Raw genomic sequence first — 20,680 nt, 5'->3', positions numbered from 1 at the left:
GCTTCGCCATCCGTGAAGGCGGCCGCACCGTCGGCGCCGGCGTCGTGGCCAAGATCGTCGAGTAATCGACGGGCGGCCCTTGAGGTCGCACAGTAAGAGTATGCGTAAGCGTAACAGAGCGGCCCCCGGAGACATCCGGGGGCCGTTTTGCATGTCAGTCGTTCGGGGCGCGTCCCGCTCCTTTTGCGTTGAATCAAAAGAAGAGGCCCGACTTTGGTCGAACGGAGCGGTTAAGGCTTTCTCAGCCATGCGGGGGTCATGAGACGCCGCTGAAAGGACTCCCTATGACTGACGTTGACTGGCCCCGTCGCGCCGGCCTCTCCGCCGCGCTGGATGAGGCCGCCATCGTGGCGATCACGGATCGCGCCGGCCGCATCCTGTACTGCAACGACAAGTTCGAAGCTGTCAGCGGTTATGCGCGCGAGGAACTGATCGGTCAGACGCACAGGGTGGTGAACTCGGGCGTCCACGCGCGCGACTATTTCCGCAATCTGTATCGCACCATCGCGCGGGGCGAGGTGTGGCGCGGCACCATCCAGAACCGCACTAAGTCAGGCGAGTCATACTGGGTCGATACGACCATCGTGCCGAACCTGGGGTCTGACGGCCGTCCTGAGACCTATACCGCCATTCGTTTCGAGGTGTCGGACCACGTCCGCGCGCTCAAGGCGCTGGAGCTGGCGCAGGCCGAAGCGCGACAGGCCGCCGAGGTGCGGGACCGCTTCTTCGCCAACATCAGCCATGAGGTGCGCACCCCGCTGAACGCGGTGCTGGGCCTGGCCTCGGCCCTGGCGCATACGGCGCTGACGCCGCGTCAGACCGAGATGCTGAAGCTGATCACGGGGGCGGGCGACGCCCTGCGCCGCGTGCTGGACGACATGCTGGACCTGTCGAAGATGCAGGCGGGTCAGTTCAGCCTGTCGCTGACGCCGTTTGATCTCAGAACCGACATCGAGGCGGTGGTCGAGATGCGGCGGGCGGTCGCCGAGGACAAGGGGCTGACGCTGGACGTCGCCTTTGCGCCGAGCGCCCAGGGGCAGGTGATCGGCGACGGCGTCCGCATCACCCAGATCGTCTCCAACCTGGTGTCCAATGCGGTGAAGTTCACGGCTGAGGGGCGTGTATCTGTTCGTGTCGACGTGCGCGCCGAGGACAACCGGGAACATCTGGTCATTGAGGTCGAGGACACGGGCATGGGCTTTGACGCCGAAGCGGCGCGGCGCCTGTTCGATCCCTTCGTTCAGGCTGATGACGCCATATCGCGCCAGTTCGGCGGTACGGGTCTGGGCCTGTCCATCTGCAAGTCGCTGGCCGAGTTGATGGGCGGCGAGATTGCCGCAGAGTCGGCGCTGGGCGAGGGCAGTCTGTTCCGTGTGGTCCTGCCCGTCGAGCGTGTGGCGGCGGTCGTGGCCGAACCGGCGGCGACATCGGTTGAAGCGGCGCATGCGTCGGATGAGGGCGCGCAGATTCGCGTCCTGGCGGTCGAGGACAACCCGGCCAATCAGATGGTCGTGCGTTGCCTGCTGGAGCCGCTGGGCTTCGAGATCGTCACCGCCGACAACGGTCTGGAAGGCGTGCAGCGCTTTCAGCAGGAGCGTTTCGACGTGGTGCTGATGGACATGCAGATGCCGGTCATGGACGGGCTGGACGCCATGCGCCGCATCCGCGCCGACGAAGCGCGTCTGGGCGCCGCACGCACGCCCATCGTCATGCTGACGGCCAACACGACCGAAACCCATCATCTGAAGGCGGTTCAGGCGGGCGCCGACCATCTGGTGGCCAAGCCCGTCACCCTGGAGATCCTGATGCAGGGCATGGAGCAGGGGGCCGCCGCCGCCGCCGAATGGTCGAGCGAACACGTCCTTTCGGCGGCTTGAGGGTCCGGCGCGCCACTGAACGCCGCAGTTTCGACAACAAAGCTGGCGCAGGCGGGGCTTCGCCTTTACTATCGACCGCGCGGACGCCGTTAGTCGCGCCGCGCTCAGGGCTTCTCCCTTTTCGATGTTGACCATCGCTATCGTCGTCGTGCTGCTGCTTGTGGTGCTGAACGGCCTTTTCGCCATGACCGAACTCGCGGTCGTGTCCTCCCGTAAATCCAAGCTTCAGAGCCGCGCCGAACGAGGCGATCGCGGCGCCCGCGCCGCGTTGAAGCTGGCCGAGGAGCCGACGCAGTTCCTTTCGGCGGTTCAGGTGGGCATCACCCTGATCGGCATTCTGGCGGGCGCCTATGGTCAGGCCGCCATCGCGGGCGAGCTGGATGACATTCTGACGGCGAACCTGCCGGCCCTGGCCCCCTATTCGCAGATCATCGCCACCGGCGTGGTCGTGGTGCTGATCACCTATGTCTCGCTAATCGTCGGCGAGCTGGTGCCCAAGCGCCTGGCCCTGATCTTCCCCGAGACCATCGCCTCCAAGATGGCCGGTCCGATCTCGACCCTGGCCCTGGTGATGAAGCCGTTCGTCCTGCTGCTGACGGCCTCGACTTCGGGCATCCTGAAGCTGTTGGGCGTCAAGGACCGCGACGGTTCGGACGTCACTCAGGAAGAGGTGGAGAGCATTCTGGCCGAGGGCACGTCCGCCGGCCTGATCGAGCCGGAAGAGCAGGAGATGATCGAGGAGATCCTGCGCCTGGGCGACCGGGCCGTTCGCGTGGCGATGACGCCGCGCCACGAGGTCTACTGGATCGCCCTGGACGATTCCGAAGAGACGTTGCGCGAGGAAATTCGCACCTGTCCCTATTCGCGCATCGTGGTGGCGCGCGATAACGACATCGATAATCCGCTGGGCGTCGTCCACAAAAAGGATCTGCTGGACAGTCTGCTCGACAACGGCGAGTTCAACGTCGAGAAGCTGGTGGCCGAACCGGCCTTCATCCCGCAGTCGACCTCGGTGCTGAAGGCGCTTGAGATCCTGAAGGGCTCGAAGGTGCACATGGCCTTCGTGGTCGACGAGTACGGCGCCTTTGAAGGCGTGGTCACGGCGACGGACCTGCTGGAGATGATCGCCGGCGATTTCAACGAGAGCCATGACGAGGTCGAGACGGCGGTGCGCAAGCGCGCCGACGGCACCTGGGCCGTGGATGGTCAGATCGATCTGGATGAACTGGGCGAGGCCCTGGGCGAAGACTTCGGCGAGCATGAAGGCTTCCACACGGTGGCGGGCCTGGTGCTGCACCATCTGTCGCGCGTGCCGAACGAGGGCGACGTCCTGCAACTGGGGCGTTTCGAGGTCGAGGTCATCGACATGGACGACCGACGCATCGACAAGCTGCTGTTCCGCCCGGTGATCAAGGGCGAAGAAATCGACGCCGCCTGATCCAGGCGGCGTCGGTCATGGCGGCTCAGGCGCGGTCCAGGGCGACGCGACAGGGCGCGCCGGCCTCGCGGGTCCGCTGATGCAGCGTCATGGTCAGCGCCCCTTGCGGTCGGCCAGATTGCTGCTGATCACGCCATAGGCCATGGCGGCCATGAAGGTGAGGAAGAAGGCGCCCATGGCGGCGACGGGGGCGATGATTTCTGAGGGCATGGCAGTTCTCCTATGCCGACAGCAGAGCGTATCGCGGCGCCCCCCGCCTTGATGGAGATCAAAGGTCTCGCAGATCAGGCGGCGGCCTGAAGCGGTCCGACGCCGGCCTGAACATGGCCGTCCGGGGCGATGCCGCTGACCGTCAGGGCCTGATCGCAAAGGGCCAGCGGCGCCGGGCGGTGGCTGACCAGGATCAGGCCCTGGCCCGTGCGTTGGAGACGCTGCGACAGCCGATCCAGCACCTGGGCCTCGGTGGCCGCGTCCAGCCCTTCGGTCGGTTCGTCCAGCACCAGCCAGGGTGCGAGGCGCAGATAGGCGCGGGCCAGGCCCATGCGACGCCGCTCGCCGCCTGACAGGCGCGCGCCGTTTTCACCCAGAGGCGCGTCCAGGCCGCCGGGCGCGGCGCGGATGCGTTCGGCCAGTCCGGCGTCCTCCAGCACGGCCCAGAGCTGGGCGTCATCCGCCGTGGGGGCGGCCAGGCGCAGGTTCTCGCGCACTGTTCCGGCCATCAGCACCGCCTGCTGCGGCGCATAGGCGAACAGGGGCCGCACCGCATCCGGGGACAGGGCGGCCCCGTCGATTTCGGCGAAGGCGACCTCGCCCGGAACGGGCGCGCGCAGATGCATCATCCGCTCAATCAGGGTGGTCTTGCCCGCCCCGGAGCGACCCACGACGGCGAGGCGCTGAGGCGGGGTGAGGGGCAGATCGGCGGATGGCAGGCGAAGGGCAGGCGCTGCGGCGCCGGGCACCGGGATGGGCGCTTCCCCGTCCAACAGTTCGCCCAGGCGCTGTACGGCGACGGCGACAGCGCCGTTCTGGCGCAAAGCGTTCAGCAGATTGCCCGCGCTCTCGACCGTGGCGACGGCGGCCAGCATGGCCAGGGCGGTCAGGGCCGGGGAGGCGGAACCGGCGGCCAACGCCGCGCCCGTGACGCCCAGCGCCATCGCCAGGGTCTGCGCGACCATCAGCCAGCCTCCGGCGCGGGCCAGAGCCTCGGCGGCGGCTTCGACGGCGCCGCCCTGCCGGGCCAGGCGCTCCACGGCCCAGTCCTTCATGCCGTAGGCCTGAAGCTCAGGTGCGGCGGCGGACATGGCGGCGAAGTCGGTCTTGAAGTCGCCCATCGCCTCCTGCAGGCGGCGGCCCGCAGGCTCGGCCAGACGGCGGCCCAGGACGACGCCCATCGCCACGCTGACCACGGCGGCCAGGGCGACCGCGACGGCGGCGCGCCATCCGGCCAGCGAGGCCATCACCATGCCGGTCAGCAGGCCTGCGCCTGCGCTCCACGGCGCGGACAGGCGCACGAAGCGGTCCTGCACGGCGTCCACGTCCTGCACCAGCCGGGCCGAGGCCTCGCCGCCCGCCAGCGACAGGGCGCGTGACGCGGGGCCGCGCGCCAGGCCGTCGAACAGCTGGGGGCGCAGGGCGGCCAGGGCCTTCAGCGCCGCCTCGTGCCCGGTGACGCGTTCGCCATAGCGGGAGGCGGTGCGGACGATGGCCAGGAAGCGAATGACCGCGCTGGGCACCAGATAGTTGAACACATGGGCTACGGCCGGTCCGGCCGCGCCCGCCAGCGCGGATGCGGTGATGAACCAGCCGGACACGCCCAGCAGGGCCACCGCCCCGGCCGAGACCAGCGCCCCGGTCACGGATGCGGCCAGCAGGCGCGGGAATTGGGCGCGCTCCTGAGCGCGGATCATGGTCTTGAGGCGGACGACGCCGGGAGAGGATTGAGGCTTCACAGTCGCACCACCACATCGGCCAGTTCGGCCACGGCGTCGGAATGGGTCGCGATCAGGGTCGTGCGCCCGCGCGCCGCTTCGCGGATGAGCGGCAGCAGGGCGGCCTCGGCCGCGGAGTCCAGATTGGCGGTCGGCTCGTCCAGCAGAAGCAGGGGCGAGGGCTTGAGGAAGGCGCGGGTCAGGCCCAGGCGCCGCCGCTCGCCGCCCGACAGGCCGCCGCCGCGCTCGTCGATCAGACGGTCCAGCGCGCCGTCGAGGCCCGCCTTGCGCGCGGCCTGTTCGATCTCTTCGGGCGAAGCGCCGCGTCGGGCCAGGGCGATGTTCTCGGCCAGCGTCCCCCGGATCACGACCGGCGCTTGACCGGCCCAGGCGATCCAGGCGGTCAGGTCGGGATGGTTCGACAGGCGCGCGTCGCCGACCTCGACCTCGCCGCCCGACAGAGGCGCCAGACCCAGGAAGAGGTTCAGCAGGCTGGTCTTGCCCGCACCGCTGAGGCCGGTCAGGGCGACGATGGAGCCGGGCGCGACCGTCAGATCGAAGCCGCTGAGCACCGGCGTGCCGTCATAGGCGATCGCCACGTCTTTGAAACACACGGCGGGCGCCGAGGCGGGCGGAGAGAGGCGCGCGCGGGGCGTTTCGTCGGCCTGATCCAGGCGGCTGAGGCTGGGGACGGCGGATTCGGCGGCCTGACGGTCGTGATAGGCGGCGGCGAGGCGACGCATGGGCTGATAGACCTCGGGCGCCAGGGCCAGGACGAAGAAGGCCTGCGCCAGACTCAGTTCGTCGGGCGCGGGGAAGGGCAGCAGTTTCAGCAGGTTGAAGCCGCAGTAGACGGCGACCAATGCGACGGCCAGGGCCGAGAAGAACTCCAGCACCGCCGAGGACAGGAAGGCGACCTTCAGCACCTTGCCGGTGCGGCGGGCCAGTTCGTCCGAGGCGCGGGCGATGACGCGGGTCTGCTGCGCCTCGGCCTGGAAGGACAGGATGGCGGGCAGGGCGCGCACCCGGTCCAGGAACAGGCCCGATAGCCGCTCCAGCGCCAGGAACTGACGGCGGCTCTCGGCGCCCGCCGCCATGCCGGTCAGGGCCATGCCCAGGACGAAGGGCAAAAGGGTGAAGATCAGGATGCCGGCGGTGAAGGGGCTGACCACGCCTGCGGCCAGGATCAGGATCAGGGGCGAGACGGCCGCCGCCGTGCGGGCGGGGGTGAAGCGGGCGACGTGGCCGTCCAGGGCCTCTACGCCCTCGGCGGCGGCGGTCATGGCGGCGGCGTCGGACAGGCGGCCGCCGAGCGCGCCTGTCAGCACACGGCGACGCAGGCCGTTCTTGGCGGCGCGGGCGGCGCGGGTGTTGACGAGGACGGCGCCCTGGTTGAGCGCGGCGCGCAGGATCAGGGCGGCGACCGCCAGAATCAGGCCGGGAACGGCTTCGGCCAGACCTTGCGGCAGGGCGCCGACGGCCAGGGCCAGTCCGGCGGCGAAGCCGATGGCGGGGAGGGTGTCGGCGATCACCAGGGCGCCGCCCAGGCTCATCAGGCGACGCCAGGGGGACAGGGCGGATTTCAGCCAGGCCGCAGGCGCAGCCGTCTCTGCGATTCTCGGAGGATTCGCCTGTTGAGGGTCGACCGGCTGGGCCGTCATCACGTCTCCTGGTGCGCCATTCTGGGAAAGCGGGGCCTGATCCGGCCTCATCCACCGTAACCGGCGACGATAGAGGATGGGGCAAAAAGCCTATGTGGCGAAAGGTCTTTGGGCGAAACGCCCTCTAGTTCAAGTCGCTGTCTCTGGCTTTGATCAGGATCAAGGCGCGCCAAACCGGGCCGCTTTAGGTTAGAGTAGAACGCCGGTCGATGGGGGCTGGCGGTCAGGAGCCTGGAACGATGATCGACCTGGCGGTCGTAGACCTTTCACGCCTTCAGTTCGCACTGACGGCGCTATACCACTTTCTATTCGTGCCCCTCACATTGGGCCTCTCCTTCATGCTGGTCATCATGGAGAGCATCTATGTGATGACCCGTCGGCCGATCTGGCGGACGATCACCCGTTTCTGGGGCGCGATCTTCGGCATCAACTTCGTGCTGGGCGTCGCCACCGGCCTGACGATGGAATTCCAGTTCGGCATGAACTGGAGCTATTATTCCCACTACGTCGGGGACATCTTCGGGGCGCCGCTGGCCATTGAGGGCCTGATGGCCTTCTTCATGGAGGCGACCTTCGTCGGCCTGATGTTCTTCGGCTGGGACAAGCTGAAGCCGCACGCCCACCTGTTCGTCACCTTCATGGTTGCGCTCGGCACCAACCTGTCGGCCCTGTGGATTCTGGCCGCCAACGGCTGGATGCAGAACCCGGTCGGCGCCGCTTTCAACCCGGACACCATGCGTATGGAAGTCACCGACTTCATGGCGGTGATCTTCAACCCGGTGGCCCAGGCCAAGTTCGTCCACACCGTGTCGGCGGGCTACGTCTGCGCCGCCGTGGTCGTGCTGGGCATCTCGGCCTTCTATCTGCTGAAGGGCAAGCACAAGGGCTTCGCCAAGCGGTCGATGACGGTCGCAGCGGCGTTCGGCCTGCTGTCGTCGCTGTCGGTCGTCGTTCTGGGCGATGAGTCGGGCTACGCCCTGACCGACAACCAGAAGATGAAGCTGGCCGCCCTGGAAGCCATGTGGCGCACCGAAGAGGCTCCGGCCGGTCTGACCCTGTTCGGCCTGCCCAGCCTTGAGGACCGCCATACCCACTTCGAGGTCAAGGTGCCCTACGTCCTGGGTCTGATCTCGACGCGCAGCATCGACAAGCCTGTCGAAGGCATCCTGGAGCTGGTCGCCGTCGCCGAGGACCGCATCGAACGCGGCGTCGTCGCCTATGACGCCCTGGAGAAGGTCAAGGCCGATCCGACCGACATGGCCGCGCGCGGCCAGTTCGAGACGGTCCGCAACGACCTGGGCTACGGCCTGCTGCTGAAGCGTTACGTCGAGGATCCGCGCACGGCTACGCCGCAGCAGATCCAGCAGGCCGCCTGGTCGACCGTGCCGAACGTGCCGCTGATGTTCTGGGTCTTCCGCTTCATGGCGGGCATCGGCTTCCTGATGATCGGCCTGTTCGGAACGGCCTTCATCCTGTGCACCCTGCGCAAGCATGAGACGAAGTGGTTCCTGCGCCTGGCCGTCCTGGCCATCCCGCTGCCGTGGATCGCCATCGAGTCCGGCTGGCTGCTGGCCGAAGTGGGGCGTCAGCCCTGGGCCGTGGAAGGCGTTCTGCCGACTTTCCTGGGCGTGTCCAGCCTGGGCGTGCCGCAACTGCTGACCACGATCATCTGCTTCACCCTGCTGTACGGCGTGCTCGCCGTCGTCGAGGTCGGCATGATCCTGCGCACGGTCAAGAAGGGACCGTTCGCCGAACAGGAAGCCCGCGAAGCCGACGCCATCACGGAAGGCGAGCCCGCGGTCGTCTGACCCGGTCGTTGAAGGAAAAAAGAGAGATGGAACTTCCCCTCGACTACACCACCCTCCGCCTGATCTGGTGGGGACTGCTGGGCGTGCTGCTGATCGGCTTCGCCCTGACCGACGGGTTCGACATGGGCGTCGGCGCCCTGCTGCCCTTCGTCGCCAAGACGGACGCAGAGCGCCGTATGGTCATCAACACCGTGAGCGCGACCTGGGAAGGCAACCAGGTCTGGTTCATCGTCGGCGGGGCGGCGATCTTCGCTGCCTGGCCCCAGGTCTACGCCGTCAGCTTCTCGGGCTTCTACCTGGCGATGTTCCTGGTGCTGTCCGCGCTGATATTGCGGCCCGTGTCGTTCAAATATCGCTCTAAGCGGCCTGAGGCGCGCTGGCGCTCCATGTGGGACTGGGGCCTGTTCATCGGCAGCTTCGTTCCCGCCCTGGTGTTCGGCGTGGCCGTCGGCAACGTCCTGCTGGGCGCCCCCTTCCGCCTGGATAGCGACCTGCGCAGCTTCTACGAAGGCAGCCTGCTGGGCCTGTTCACCCCCTTCACCCTGATCTGCGGCCTGCTGTCGGTCTCCATGCTGGTTCTGCACGGCGCGGCCTGGCTGTCGGTCAAGGGCGAAGAAGGCCCGGTGCTGAAGCGCGCGCGCGCCATCGGCACCGTCGCCGGCGCGGCCAGCCTGGTGCTGTTCGCCATCGGCGGCGCCATGGCAGCCTTCGGCGACATGGGCTTCCGCATCACCGGCGTGGTGGACACGGCCGGCGTCTCCAACCCGCTGCGCACGGCGGTCGAGGCGGCGCCCGGCGCCTGGATGGACAACTACGGCCGCTATCCGTGGATGATCATCGCTCCGGTTCTGGGTTTCGTCGGCGCTGCGATCGGTCTGCTGGGGATGTGGCGCAAGTCGGCGGTGATGGCGTTCGGCGGCTCGTCGGCCTCGGCGGTCGGGATCATCTCGACGGTCGGCCTGTCGATGTTCCCCTTCATCCTGCCCAGCTCGATCAACGCCCAGTCCAGCCTGACGGTGTGGAACGCTTCGTCCAGCCATACGACCCTGTTCATCATGCTGATCGTGGTGGCGGTCTTCCTGCCCTTCGTCCTGCTCTACACCTCCTGGGTCTACAAGGTGCTGTGGGGCCGTTCGACCGAGGCTGAGCTGAAGACCAACCCCGACCTCTATTGATCCCGCGAAAGGAGATCATCTCATGTGGTATTTCGCCTGGATCCTGGGCCTCGGCCTGGCGGTGGCCTTCGGCGTCCTGAACGGCCTGTGGCACGAGTTTCGGCTGTTCGACGAAGGCGACGAGGGTCACTCGGAACCCTGACCCCCGTCATCTGACGGACTGACTGAAAGATCCCCTTCGGCGCTGGCCGGAGGGGATTTCTCTTGGCCCCTACAACCGCTCATCCCGGCGTCCGCCGGGATGAGCGGGAATAAGAAGATATTTTCATAAATATCCGTGGCTTGCGCTGGATCAAGGCGGCGTGAGGCGAGCAGACGCATGGTCATGAAGACATCGAAGCCGGACCCTCTCCCGATCCGGCGCATGTCGGGGATTGAACCGATGAAAACCGCCGCCGTATTGATCGCTTCCGTCAGCCTGCTGGCCGTCGCGGGCGCCGCCTCGGCCCAGAACGCCGCGCCTGAACAGGTAGGCAAGGGCTCGTTGATCGTCACGGCCCGCATGACCGGCGTCCTGCCTCAGGCCGATGACGCCATCGTCACCGCCGCCGGGGCCGACAGCGGCCTGAAGGTCGATGTGGGCGACGACTGGATGCCGACGCTGGGCTTCACCTATTTCGTCGCCGACCACTGGGCCGTTGAGGCGATCCTGGGCGCGACCCAGCACGAGGTCCGCGCCAAGGGCGGCCCGACCGACGTGGCCGTGCATGAGACCTGGGTGCTGCCGCCGGTGGTGACGCTGCAATACCGGCCGACGCCGAACGCGACGGTCAGCCCCTATGTCGGGGCGGGCGTCAGCTACATGGCCTTCTTCAGCGGCAAGGATAAGAACGGCTTCGAGGTCGATCTGGACGACGGCTTCGGCGTCGCGCTTCAGGCCGGGGTCGACTGGAACATTTCCGGCCCGTGGACGCTGAACCTGGACGCCAAGAAGGTGTGGTTCGACACGGACGCCAAGATCAACGGCGGCGCGCTGAAGAGCAGCGTCAGCCTGGATCCCTGGGTCGTGTCGGTGGGCGTCGGCCGCAAGTTCTGAAGCCGATGCGGGGAGGGGCGCGGAACGTCAGGCCGCGTCCCCCTATCCCTCTAACCCAAGATCAGGCGGCGCCTTCGCCCAGGGCCTTCAGCGCGGCCGGATCGGGCAGGGCGACGTCATTGCCCGGCAGAAGCTGGATCAGGCCCGAGGTCTTGAACTGGGTGAAGACCCGGCTGACGGTCTCGATCGTCAGGCCCAGATAGTCGGCGATGTCCAGCCGCGTCATCGGCAGGTGGACGTGGCCCACGGCGCCGCCCAGCTGCACCTGACGCTCGGACAGGCGGGTCAGGAAGCTGGCCAGCCGCTCGCGCGCCGTCTTGCGGCCCAGCAGGACGATCTGCTCCTGCGCCGCCATCAGCTCGTCCCCGGCCAGGGCCACCAGACGGTGCTCCAGCGCGGGCAGGGCATTCAGCAGTTGATCGAAGTCGCCGCGCCGGAAGCGGCAGGCGTTCAGCGGCGTCAAGGCTTCGGCCGTGAAGCTGGACGGCCCGCGCCCGCCCAGGCCCAGGAAGTCGCCCTGGAACAGGAAGCCGGTGATTTGGCGTCGTCCGTCGGGCAGCAGGCGATACAGCTTCACCGCCCCATCGACGACGTTGAAGACATAGGGGTTCGGGTCGCCTTCGTGGAACAGGGCCTGGCCGGGCTGGGCGGTGACGCTTTCGCTGGCGCAGGCCATGCTCTGCAGCTCATGTCCTTTCAGGTCCGCGCAGACTCCCAGCGGGCGGGCGCCGCAAGTGGAGCAGGGATGGACGTCTTCCAGACGCACCTCTTCGATTTCGGCCTGGGCCGCAGCGGTGTTCACGAACGTCGTCTCCCGGATGACGCAGCAGTCTAGGCGATAGGGCGCCGATTCCGAATAGGTCAGCCTGTCCTAGCCGACAGTTCGGCGGCGCAGTCCGGCGCGGCGGCTTCCTCGGCGTAGCGCAGCCGGGCGCCCAACTGACAGGCGAGGGCGGTCAGTTCGACGGCCAGGCTTTGCCGCACCAGGGGCCGCACGCCCATTTCACGCACCACGAAGGGACCGGCCCACAGGGTCTCGCCGTACTCGAGGTCGGGCTGGCGCCACCAGCTGACGAAGCCCAGCACCCCGCCACGCTGATTGCGGGCGCTGAGGATGCCCCGGCTTTCCGGGGCGGCGCGCCAGGCGGTCAGGAAGGCGTCCCACTGGGCCGGCTCCAGATTGGGCCGCCACAGCCGCGCCAGGGCGAAGGCGGCGGGCGCCTCGGCTTCGCTGAGGGGGGCCACCTCCAGGCGAGGCGCATCGGACGCGAAGCGGGACTCTGTCATGGGGGCATTGGAACCGAAGCGGCGTCCAGCCGCCTTGATCTGCGTCAAGGCTGCGTCGAAGCTGCCCAGCCAAACTGCCTCGTCATCTTCCGGAGAAACGCCATGAGCTCGACCTCGCGCATCACCCCGATCCACGGCGGCGCGGTGGCCGCCATCCTCAAGCTGCTGGACAGCCAGAAGCTGATGACCCTGGCCGTGAACCGGGCCGACGGACGGCCGCAGGCGGCGACGCTGGGCTATCTGAACGACGGGCTGAACCTCTATTTCGTCACCGCCCGCGACAGCGAGAAGCTGAAGAACCTGACCGCCGACCCGCGCGTCGGCGTGGCCGTGCGCGGCGTAGGCGAAGAAGGGGAGGCGGTCGGCGTCTCCATCGACGGCCGCGCCGAGGAGGTCACGGATGGCGACGAGGTGAAGCGGCTGAACGACCTGATCATCGCCCGCTCGCCCGATATCAGCCCCTGGGCGCCGGGCGGCGACGCCGTGGCGGTGGTCAAGGTGATTCCCGAAGAGATCGAGGCGGTGGCGGTGGTGGACGGCCGCAGCCGGGCCCAGACCTTCTCGATCGGCGATTCCGACGCCCTGGTGAAAGGGCTGAGCTATGAGCCCAGCGCCGTGGCGCGTCTGTTCTGAGGAAAATCCGCGACTTCGCGCGTCTGCGGCGCAGATGGCCCTTGAAATGACGGTGGGGCTCGGGCATACGCCCCCCTCTGGCGAGGGTCGCGCCGCTGGGTGGATATCCACGGCGCGCTGATCTTTGTCCGGGACACTAGGAGTGTAGCTCAGCTGGTAGAGCATCGGTCTCCAAAACCGAGGGCCGGGGGTTCGAGTCCCTCCACTCCTGCCATTCCCCCTGTTGCGATCGCCTGGGACTTCCCATGTGGAGCAGCGGGATCCAGAGGTTGAAGAGACGTCAAATGGCCAAGGCGAAGACCCCGGGCGGCCGCCGCACCACGGGGACCAAGACCGCAGCAGCCGCGCAAGGCGCAGCGACCGTGGCCGTCGACGCGCCCGCGCCGAAGAAGAAGACGTCCATTCCGCAGTTCATCAGCGAAGTTCGCGCTGAAGCCCGCAAGATCGTGTGGCCCAGCCGCAAGGAGACCTGGATCACCTCGGTGATGGTCTTCATCATGGTGCTGATCGCCGCCGCCTTCTTCTGGATCGTGGACACGGGTCTGGGCTTCGCTTCCCGCTTTATTCTCGGCCTTGGCCAATAAAGGAGCCGCGCACATGACTGATGCAGCGCCCAAGCCGGCGGCCAACCCCCGCCACAAGTGGTACATCGTCCACGCCTATTCGAACTTCGAGAAGAAGGTCGCCGAGCAATTGCGCGACCAGGCCAAGCAACAGGGCCTGGAAGACGCCTTCTCTGAAATCCTGGTTCCGACCGAGGACGTCATCGAGATCCGCCGCGGCAAGAAGGTCAACGCCGAGCGCAAATTCTTCCCCGGCTATGTGCTGGTGAAGATGGAGATGACCGACGAGGCCTATCACCTGGTCAAGAACACGCCGAAGGTCACGGGCTTCCTGGGCGCCGCGGGCGGCACCAAGCCCCTGCCGGTCTCGGAACGTGAAGTTCAGAACATCATCGGCCAGGTGGAAGAGGGCGTCGAGCGTCCGAAGCCCACCATCCGCTTCGACATCGGCGAGAACGTCAAGGTCATCGACGGCCCGTTCGCCAGCTTCGACGGTCAGGTCGAAAGCGTCGACGAAGAGAACGCCCGCCTGCGCGTGGCCGTCTCGATCTTCGGGCGCCCGACCCCGGTCGAGCTGGAGTACAATCAGGTGGAGAAGGTCAGCGCCTGATCGGCTGCTGACGCCACGCAGAGTTCGGGATCGTCTTCGGGCGGTCCCGTTTGCGTTTTCAGGGTCTGCCTGCTAAACGCGCGTCCTTCGCTGGACGGCCTTCGAGTCGCCCGGCGTCAAATCCGTGGAAGGCAGCCATGCCGCACCACGGCTCACCGGCCGGGCGCATCGTCGCCGGGTCATTCATAGGAGAGACCAATGGCCAAGAAGATTCTCGGCTATATCAAGCTGCAAGTGCCGGCCGGTTCGGCCACGCCTTCGCCCCCGATCGGCCCGGCTTTGGGTCAACGCGGCGTGAACATCATGGGCTTCTGCAAGGAGTTCAACGCGCGGACCGAGAAGGAAGCCAAGGGCACCCCGCTTCCGACCGTCATCACCGTCTATCAGGACAAGTCGTTCACCTTCATCACCAAGACGCCGCCGGCGACCTGGTATCTGAAGCAAGCCGCTGGCATCAAGTCGGGCGCCAAGCTCGTCGGCCGCGAGTTCGCCGGCAAGATCACGCAGACGCAACTGCGCGAAATCGCCGAGAAGAAGATGAAAGACCTGAACGCGAACGACCTGGACGCCGCGTCGCGCATCATCGAGGGCTCGGCCCGCGCCATCGGCATTCAAGTGGTGGAGGGCTAAGACATGGCTAAGCTGACCAAAGCCCATAAGGCCCGCACGGGCGTCACCGAAGACCTGCTGGTCTTCTCGGACGCCATCAAGCTGGTGAAGGACAACGCCAAGGCCAAGTTCGACGAGTCGATCGAAATCGCCATCAACCTGGGCGTCGACCCGCGTCACGCCGACCAGCAGGTCCGCGGCGTGGTGAACCTGCCCTCGGGCACCGGCCGTGACGTTCGCGTCGCCGTCTTCGCCAAGGACGCCAAGGCTGATGAAGCCAAGGCCGCCGGCGCCGAGCACGTCGGCGCTGAAGACCTGTACGAGAAGATCGCCGGCGGTTTCATGGACTTCGACCGCGTGATCGCGTCGCCGGACATGATGGCCCTGGTCGGTCGTCTGGGTAAGGTGCTGGGTCCGCGCGGCCTGATGCCGAACCCGAAGGTCGGCACCGTGACCCCGAACGTCGCTCAGGCCGTCAAGGACGCCAAGGGCGGCGCCGTCGAGTTCCGCGTCGAGAAGGCGGGCATCGTCCACGCCGGCATCGGCAAGGCCTCCTTCACCCAGGACGCCCTGGAAGCCAACGTCAAGGCCATCGTGGACGCCCTCGTCCGCGCCAAGCCGTCGGGCGCCAAGGGCACCTATGTGAAGCGCATCGCCCTGTCCTCGACGATGGGCCCGGGCTTCAAGATCGATCCGGCTTCGCTGGGCGCCTGATCCGGCTTCACGGCTAAGAATGACGACGGCCCCGGAAGAGCGATCTTCCGGGGCCGTTTTCTTTGTTGATTACGCCTACCGCGCTTTGCGCTGCTTGAGGCGTCTTTCAGTAGCCGACGGTGAAGCGGGCGCGGGGGTGCTTCGGCGTTTCGATCTCGTCGGCCATGGCGATGGCGTAGTCGGGGAAGGAGATGCGGCTGTTCCCCTGGTCGTCCGTCAGCAGGGCGTCGCCGCCCAGACGGAAGACGCCGGTGCGTTCCGACCCGTCGAACAGGGCCGAAGGCGACAGAAAGGTCCAGTTCAACTCAGGATCGGCGCGCAGGGCGTCCAGGAACCCGCCGCCGGCCAGGGCTTCGGCCTTATAGGCTTCGGGGAAGGCGGGCGTGTCGACCAGGCGTTGGCCCGGCGCGATCTCCAGGCTGCCGGCGCCGCCGACCACCAGATAACGCGGAACGCCTGCATCCTTGATCGTCTGGATCAGCAGGGCCGGATCGCTGTCCACGAACATGATGGCGCTGACCACGGCGTCGGCGCCGGCCAGGGCCGGGGCGAGAGAAGCGGGCTGGTTCACGTCGCCTGCGACAGCGGTCACGCCGGGGGCGACGGGCACGCGGGCCGGCTGGCGGGCCACGCCCGTCACCTGATGCCCGCGCCGGGCCAGTTCCTTGACGATCTCTGATCCGACACGGCCGCTGGCGCCCAGGACGGTTATGTTCATGGGATGGTTCCTGTTAGTTACCGATGGGTACCAGGTGTGCTATGGGAAGTTATCATGCAAGAAGGCACTTTTCTCTCACCAGGTTCCCCGGCGGTGACCGCTTCCAGCGACGGCGAGCGGGGAAACGTCTATGCCGCCGACTGCCCGACCCGGCTGCTGCTGGATCGGATCGCCGACAAGTGGACGGTGCTTCTGCTGACCACCCTCGCGGACGGACCGATGCGTTTCAATGCGCTCAAGCGCCGGATCGAGGGCGTGTCGCAGAAGATGCTGAGCCAGACCCTGCGCCAGATCGAACGCGACGGCCTGGTCACACGAACGGTCGAGGCCGCTGTGCCGGTGTCCGTCACCTATGCGATCACGCCCCTGGGGCAGGGGTTGGTTCAGGCCTTGCGACCGATGATCGACTGGGCCGAGACGCGCATGGACGAAGTGGCGGCGGCGCAATCAGCCTATGAAGCACGGGTTGCGGACGCCTAATCCACTAAATCCGTGTACGGATGACTTGACGAGCCGGTATTGAATCCGGTCTTGGAGCGCGGGCGCCTGAGCGGCGACCTTATCGGAGAGGCCTCATGCTCAACTGGTTCCAGGCGCTGCTGCCTAAGGAAGACAACTTCTTTCGGTTGTTCGACGCCCATGCGCAGACGCTGGCTCACGGCGCGGGCGCCCTGCGTCAGATGATGAACGGCGGACCCGCGACCGGGGAATGGTGCGCCAAGGTGGTCGCCCACGAGGAAGAAGCCGACGAGATCGCGCGCGAGGTGCTGTTCGCCGTGCGCCGCAGCTTCATCACCCCGTTCGACCGCTCGGACATTCGCGGCCTGACCAACTCGCTGGACGACACTATCGACCAGATGCAGAAGGCGGCCAAGATCGTCACCCTGTACGAGATGCGCGACTTCTCGCCCAAGATGCAGGAGCTGGCCGACATCGCCGTCGAATGCGCGGCCCTGACGCAGGAGGCCTTCACCCTGCTGCCGGCCATGCGCAAGAACCATGAGCGGCTGGCGATCCTGACGGAGCAGATCACCAATCTGGAGGCCCGCAGCGACGACCTCTATGACGCGGGCATGAAGGCGCTTTATGAGGCGCACCGTCACGACATGACGGGCGGCAACACCCTGGGCTTCATTATCGGCAGCCAGCTTCTGGATCACCTGGAAAAGGTGATCGACCGCTTCGAGGACGTGGCCAACCGCATCAACGGCGTTCTTGTCGAGCACCTGTAGGACGCCATGGATCACGCCCTCCTGATCCTGGTCTTCCTGATCGGCGTCGCCCTGCTGTTCGACTTCCTGAACGGCCTGCACGACGCCGCCAACTCGATCGCCACCATCGTCGCCACGCGCGTCCTGCCGCCGATCTATGCGGTGGGGTGGGCGGCCTTCTTCAACTTCATCGCCTTCCTGTTCTTCGGCCTGCACGTCGCCGACACCATCGGGCGCGGCATCATCTCGCCGGACGTCATTTCGGATCAGGTGATCTTCGGCGCCCTGATGGGGGCCATCAGCTGGAACGTCATCACCTGGCTGGGCGGGATTCCGTCGTCCAGCTCGCACGCCCTGATCGGCGGCCTGCTGGGGGCGGGCATCGCCAAGGCGGGGACCAGCGCCGTGGTCATCGCTGGGGTGCTGAAGACGGTGGGCGCCATCTTCATGTCGCCGGCCATCGGCTTCCTGCTGGCCCTGCTGCTGGTGCTGATCGTGTCCTGGCTGTTCGCCAAGGCCAATCCCAACTTCGCCGATCGCATCTTCCGGGGTTTGCAGTTCGTGTCGGCCTCGGCCTATTCCCTGGGCCACGGGGGCAATGACGCCCAGAAAACGATGGGGATCATCGCCATCCTGCTCTATTCGCGCGGCATGCTGGGCGGCGAGTTCCATGTGCCCTTCTGGGTGGTCATCACCTGTCAGGCGGCCATCGCACTGGGCACCCTGTTCGGCGGCTGGAAGATCGTCCACACCATGGGATCGCGGATCACGCGCCTGTCGCCCCAGCAGGGCTTCTGCGCCGAAACGGGCGGGGCCATCACCCTTTTCGCGGCGACCAGCATGGGCATTCCGGTGTCGACCACCCACACCATCACCGGCGCCATCGTCGGCGTGGGCGCGGCCAAGCGCGTCTCGGCCGTGCGCTGGAGCGTGGCGCGCAGCATCGTCACCGCCTGGTTCATCACCATGCCCGCCGCCGCCGCCATCGGCGCCCTGTTCTACGCCCTGGGCGGGCTGTTCCTGACCTGATGTCGAACAAGCCTCGCACCCTTTCGTCCGAGACGCGCCAGGTCGCGGCCCTGCCGTGGCGGCACGGCGCGGACGGCGTGGAGATCATGATGATCACCTCGCGCGAGACTCGGCGCTGGGTCATCCCCAAGGGCAACCGCATGGCGGGCAAGACCGACGCCGAGGCCGCCGTGATCGAGGCCTACGAAGAGGCGGGCGTCCAGGGCGACGTCATGGGCGCGCCGATCGGCTGGTTCCGGTACGGCAAGCGGCTGAAGTCGGGACGGGTTCAGGCCACCATCGCCAGCGTCTATCCGCTGGAGGTCTTCATCCAGCTGGGCGCCTGGCCCGAGGACGCCCAGCGCGAACGCCGCTGGATGTCGACCGAAGACGCCGCCGCCGTCGTGGACGAGGTCGAGCTGGCCGAACTGATCCGCGACTTCAAGTCGGGACGAGGGGCGGAGTAGGGCGTTTCGCTTTCAATAAAGAACCCTGTTCACTATGAGTGCGGCGTCGCTATGGAGAATCCGATGTCGTCCTTTCTGTCCGCAGCCTGTCTCGCTCTTGTCGTGACGGGCATGACCCTCTCGGCGCCCGTCCAGGCCCATGCGTCGCTTGAAGGGCAAGCCAAGGCCTCGGTGCAGGTTTCCGATAATCGTGCGGCCCTGACCCGTCGTTATCTGGAGCTGACCACGGGCGGCATCGACAAGATCGTACAGCAGCTTATCAGCGAGGAGCTCGCGGGCATGGCGGACGCGATGCCGGCTGAGCAATTGGCGTGGTTTCGCGCCAATACCGTCATCATCATGCGGCCCCATATGGATGCGCTGATCCGGAGCTTGAGCGACGATATCCAGACACGGTTCACCGAGGCCGAACTGGAAGCCCTGGTCGGCTTCTACGACACGCGGGAGGGGCGCGCGATCGCCGCCAAGCAGATGGAGATGGGCGGCGCCGTGAGTCAGGCCATGCAGAGCTTCGAGATGTCCTATCTGCAGGATCTGATGACCAAGTTCTGCGGCGCCTTCGACTGCGGAGCCATGGCGCAGGAGGCGGCGGGCGCGACCAAGCCCGCCAAGCGTTGATTTTCCCGCCGGGCCGTGTATAGAGCCCGCATCTCGTCGGGGCCTCGGTTCTGACGATGCCTGTCCGAGAACTTCGGGATGCGGGGGTCGCCCGCGTCGTAAACGTCCAGAGAGCCCTCTGGCGCCGTGGGGAGATGGGGATGCAAAGACCTTTTGCCTGCCGGTATCCGGCGGGCGGGCCATGCTTCCTTCGGACAATAAGACCGGCCTGAACGCTGTGCAGCAATGCATGGCGCAATGGCCAATCCGTCGCTGGGAATAAGCTCGGCGGCGAATACCAAAACTGGAGACCACAATGGACCGCGCACAAAAAGCCGAGTCGATCGAATCGCTGAAGAGCGTGTTCGCCGACGCGGGCGCCGTGGTCGTGACCCACAACCTGGGTCTGACCGTTGTGGAGATGGAAGACCTGCGTGGTCGTCTTCGTAAAGAAGGCGCCGCGTTCAAGGTGGTGAAGAACCGTCTGGCGCTCAAGGCGCTGGGCGTCGAGGAAGGCAGCGAGTACCACAGCCTGTTCAAGGGCCCCGTGGGCATCGCTTACGCAGCCGACCCCGTCACCGCCGCCAAGGTCACGGCCGAATTCGCCAAGGGCAACGACAAGTTCGTCATCCAGGGCGGTTTCATGGGCGACAAGGTTCTGGACGCCAAGGGCGTCGAGGCCCTGTCCAAGCTGCCGTCGCTGGATCAACTGCGCGGCAAGCTCATCGGCCTGCTGCAAGCCCCGGCGACCAAGGTTGCCGGCGTCCTGCAAGCGCCGGCCGGCCAACTGGCGCGCGTCTTCAACGCGTACGCGACCAAAGACGCCGCCTAAGCCCCGTCATCTCTGCATATCTCTCTGAACCTCATCCTACCGAAGGAAGACTAAAATGGCTGATCTCGCCAAAATCGTTGAAGAACTGTCGGCCCTGACCGTCCTGGAAGCCGCTGAACTGTCGAAGCTGCTGGAAGACAAGTGGGGCGTCTCGGCCGCCGCTCCGGTCGCCGTCGCCGCTGTCGCCGGCGCTGCTGAAGCCGCTCCGGCCGGCGAAGAGCAAACCGAGTTCACCGTTGTCCTGGTTGACGGCGGCGACAAGAAGATCAACGTCATCAAGGAAGTCCGCGGCGTCCGCACCGACCTGGGTCTGAAGGAAGCCAAGGACCTGGTCGAAGGCGCTCCGCAGCCGGTCGTCGAGAACGTCTCGAAGCAAGCTGCTGAAGAGCTGAAGAAGAAGCTGGAAGAAGCCGGCGCCAAGGTCGAAATCAAGTAAGATTTCGGATCTGGCCTCTAGTTCGCCGATCCGGCTGGACCAGAGACTGCTTTCCAAAGCGAAACGGGCCGG

The 20,680-nt window shown here is 66.7% G+C and carries 24 protein-coding genes and 1 tRNA gene; 20 read left to right on the top strand and 5 right to left on the bottom strand.

All coding sequences use genetic code 11. From position 1 onward, the window contains the following. From AC3A3G_RS15470 to AC3A3G_RS15460, 3 genes are all read left to right on the top strand, one after another. A partial coding sequence (locus AC3A3G_RS15470) for a hypothetical protein (protein ID WP_155521346.1) occupies window positions 1–65 on the top strand: 65 nt, incomplete at its 5' end. A gap of 219 nt (window positions 66–284) precedes the next feature. Next, complete coding sequence (locus tag AC3A3G_RS15465; protein ID WP_487488639.1) at window positions 285–1,877, top strand: PAS domain-containing hybrid sensor histidine kinase/response regulator; 1,593 nt, start codon at window positions 285–287, stop codon at window positions 1,875–1,877. A 124-nt stretch (window positions 1,878–2,001) separates the two neighbouring features. Further along, window positions 2,002–3,315, top strand: coding sequence for a hemolysin family protein (locus AC3A3G_RS15460; protein ID WP_200165674.1), 1,314 nt, complete (start codon window positions 2,002–2,004; stop codon window positions 3,313–3,315). Window positions 3,316–3,599: 284 nt separating this feature from the next. On the opposite strand, the gene AC3A3G_RS15455 is transcribed toward AC3A3G_RS15460, so the two are convergent. Further along, complete coding sequence (locus tag AC3A3G_RS15455) at window positions 3,600–5,264, bottom strand: amino acid ABC transporter ATP-binding/permease protein (protein ID WP_487488638.1); 1,665 nt, start codon at window positions 5,262–5,264, stop codon at window positions 3,600–3,602. Continuing rightward, window positions 5,261–6,904, bottom strand: a complete 1,644-nt coding sequence (gene cydD / locus AC3A3G_RS15450) for a thiol reductant ABC exporter subunit CydD (protein WP_487488637.1) — start codon at window positions 6,902–6,904, stop codon at window positions 5,261–5,263. The genes AC3A3G_RS15455 and cydD overlap by 4 nt, the downstream gene beginning before the upstream one ends. A 242-nt stretch (window positions 6,905–7,146) precedes the next feature. On the opposite strand from cydD, the gene AC3A3G_RS15445 reads away from it, so the two are divergent. The 4 genes from AC3A3G_RS15445 to AC3A3G_RS15430 all read left to right on the top strand — a co-directional run bounded on the left by AC3A3G_RS15445 (window position 7,147) and on the right by AC3A3G_RS15430 (window position 10,923). After that, a complete protein-coding gene (locus AC3A3G_RS15445) occupies window positions 7,147–8,712 on the top strand; it encodes a cytochrome ubiquinol oxidase subunit I (protein WP_200165817.1) in 1,566 nt (521 codons plus the stop codon). Window positions 8,713–8,738: 26 nt separating this feature from the next. Continuing rightward, a complete protein-coding gene (gene cydB / locus AC3A3G_RS15440) occupies window positions 8,739–9,887 on the top strand; it encodes a cytochrome d ubiquinol oxidase subunit II (RefSeq protein ID WP_368925378.1) in 1,149 nt (382 codons plus the stop codon). 22 nt (window positions 9,888–9,909) lie between these two features. Continuing rightward, the gene (gene cydX / locus AC3A3G_RS15435) at window positions 9,910–10,029 is read left to right on the top strand and encodes a cytochrome bd-I oxidase subunit CydX (protein WP_024355286.1); all 120 of its coding nucleotides are present in this window, start codon (window positions 9,910–9,912) and stop codon (window positions 10,027–10,029) included. Between the two features lie 240 nt (window positions 10,030–10,269). After that, entirely contained in the window at window positions 10,270–10,923 is a 654-nt protein-coding gene (locus AC3A3G_RS15430) for an OmpW/AlkL family protein (RefSeq protein WP_487488636.1), read from the top strand. Between the two features lie 61 nt (window positions 10,924–10,984). On the opposite strand, the gene AC3A3G_RS15425 is transcribed toward AC3A3G_RS15430, so the two are convergent. Together AC3A3G_RS15425 and AC3A3G_RS15420 are read right to left on the bottom strand one after the other, a co-directional pair. Continuing rightward, window positions 10,985–11,725, bottom strand: a complete 741-nt coding sequence (locus tag AC3A3G_RS15425; protein WP_487488635.1) for a Crp/Fnr family transcriptional regulator — start codon at window positions 11,723–11,725, stop codon at window positions 10,985–10,987. A gap of 59 nt (window positions 11,726–11,784) precedes the next feature. Next, window positions 11,785–12,210: a hypothetical protein gene (locus AC3A3G_RS15420; protein ID WP_487488634.1), complete on the bottom strand. Its 426-nt coding sequence runs from the start codon at window positions 12,208–12,210 to the stop codon at window positions 11,785–11,787. Window positions 12,211–12,312: 102 nt separating this feature from the next. Here AC3A3G_RS15420 and AC3A3G_RS15415 point away from each other — a divergent pair, with 102 nt between their 5' ends. The 6 genes from AC3A3G_RS15415 (at window position 12,313) to rplA (ending at window position 15,339) form a co-directional block, all read left to right on the top strand. Then, on the top strand, window positions 12,313–12,843 hold the full coding sequence (locus AC3A3G_RS15415; protein WP_087139262.1) for a pyridoxamine 5'-phosphate oxidase family protein: 531 nt from the start codon (window positions 12,313–12,315) through the stop codon (window positions 12,841–12,843). A gap of 138 nt (window positions 12,844–12,981) precedes the next feature. Beyond that, window positions 12,982–13,057, top strand: a tRNA-Trp gene (locus tag AC3A3G_RS15410). Window positions 13,058–13,127: 70 nt separating this feature from the next. Then, window positions 13,128–13,427 (top strand): preprotein translocase subunit SecE, encoded by a 300-nt coding sequence (secE, locus tag AC3A3G_RS15405; protein ID WP_179205005.1) that lies wholly within the window; start codon window positions 13,128–13,130, stop codon window positions 13,425–13,427. 13 nt (window positions 13,428–13,440) lie between these two features. Beyond that, window positions 13,441–14,016: a transcription termination/antitermination protein NusG gene (gene nusG / locus AC3A3G_RS15400; protein WP_003165489.1), complete on the top strand. Its 576-nt coding sequence runs from the start codon at window positions 13,441–13,443 to the stop codon at window positions 14,014–14,016. Between the two features lie 198 nt (window positions 14,017–14,214). Beyond that, window positions 14,215–14,646 carry a 50S ribosomal protein L11 gene (gene rplK / locus AC3A3G_RS15395; protein WP_003165488.1) on the top strand — a complete coding sequence of 144 codons (432 nt, stop codon included), beginning with the start codon at window positions 14,215–14,217 and terminating at the stop codon, window positions 14,644–14,646. Between the two features lie 3 nt (window positions 14,647–14,649). Beyond that, on the top strand, window positions 14,650–15,339 hold the full coding sequence (rplA, locus tag AC3A3G_RS15390) for a 50S ribosomal protein L1 (protein ID WP_087139260.1): 690 nt from the start codon (window positions 14,650–14,652) through the stop codon (window positions 15,337–15,339). Between the two features lie 106 nt (window positions 15,340–15,445). Here rplA and AC3A3G_RS15385 read toward each other — a convergent pair whose 3' ends face one another. Then, window positions 15,446–16,057, bottom strand: a complete 612-nt coding sequence (locus AC3A3G_RS15385; RefSeq protein WP_200165663.1) for an NAD(P)-dependent oxidoreductase — start codon at window positions 16,055–16,057, stop codon at window positions 15,446–15,448. A 93-nt stretch (window positions 16,058–16,150) separates the two neighbouring features. Between AC3A3G_RS15385 and AC3A3G_RS15380 the strand changes: the two genes are divergently transcribed. The 7 genes from AC3A3G_RS15380 (at window position 16,151) to rplL (ending at window position 20,608) form a co-directional block, all read left to right on the top strand. Then, window positions 16,151–16,537, top strand: a complete 387-nt coding sequence (locus AC3A3G_RS15380; protein WP_200165661.1) for a winged helix-turn-helix transcriptional regulator — start codon at window positions 16,151–16,153, stop codon at window positions 16,535–16,537. Between the two features lie 95 nt (window positions 16,538–16,632). Continuing rightward, on the top strand, window positions 16,633–17,289 hold the full coding sequence (locus AC3A3G_RS15375) for a DUF47 domain-containing protein (protein WP_487488633.1): 657 nt from the start codon (window positions 16,633–16,635) through the stop codon (window positions 17,287–17,289). 6 nt (window positions 17,290–17,295) lie between these two features. Then, complete coding sequence (locus AC3A3G_RS15370; RefSeq protein WP_200165660.1) at window positions 17,296–18,297, top strand: inorganic phosphate transporter; 1,002 nt, start codon at window positions 17,296–17,298, stop codon at window positions 18,295–18,297. Further along, a complete protein-coding gene (locus AC3A3G_RS15365) occupies window positions 18,297–18,743 on the top strand; it encodes an NUDIX hydrolase (RefSeq protein ID WP_200165658.1) in 447 nt (148 codons plus the stop codon). The genes AC3A3G_RS15370 and AC3A3G_RS15365 overlap by 1 nt, the downstream gene beginning before the upstream one ends. Window positions 18,744–18,806: 63 nt before the next feature. Further along, window positions 18,807–19,361, top strand: coding sequence for a DUF2059 domain-containing protein (locus AC3A3G_RS15360; protein WP_487488632.1), 555 nt, complete (start codon window positions 18,807–18,809; stop codon window positions 19,359–19,361). Between the two features lie 295 nt (window positions 19,362–19,656). Further along, window positions 19,657–20,172, top strand: a complete 516-nt coding sequence (gene rplJ, locus AC3A3G_RS15355) for a 50S ribosomal protein L10 (protein WP_003168522.1) — start codon at window positions 19,657–19,659, stop codon at window positions 20,170–20,172. 55 nt (window positions 20,173–20,227) lie between these two features. Continuing rightward, complete coding sequence (gene rplL / locus AC3A3G_RS15350; RefSeq protein WP_125902220.1) at window positions 20,228–20,608, top strand: 50S ribosomal protein L7/L12; 381 nt, start codon at window positions 20,228–20,230, stop codon at window positions 20,606–20,608. Window positions 20,609–20,680 lie beyond the last annotated feature (72 nt).

It is taken from the genome of Brevundimonas sp. Soil_N_31, assembly GCF_057655995.1.
Note: the sequence above shows the minus strand (reverse complement) of the source record. Positions and strands in the feature narration are given on the sequence as shown.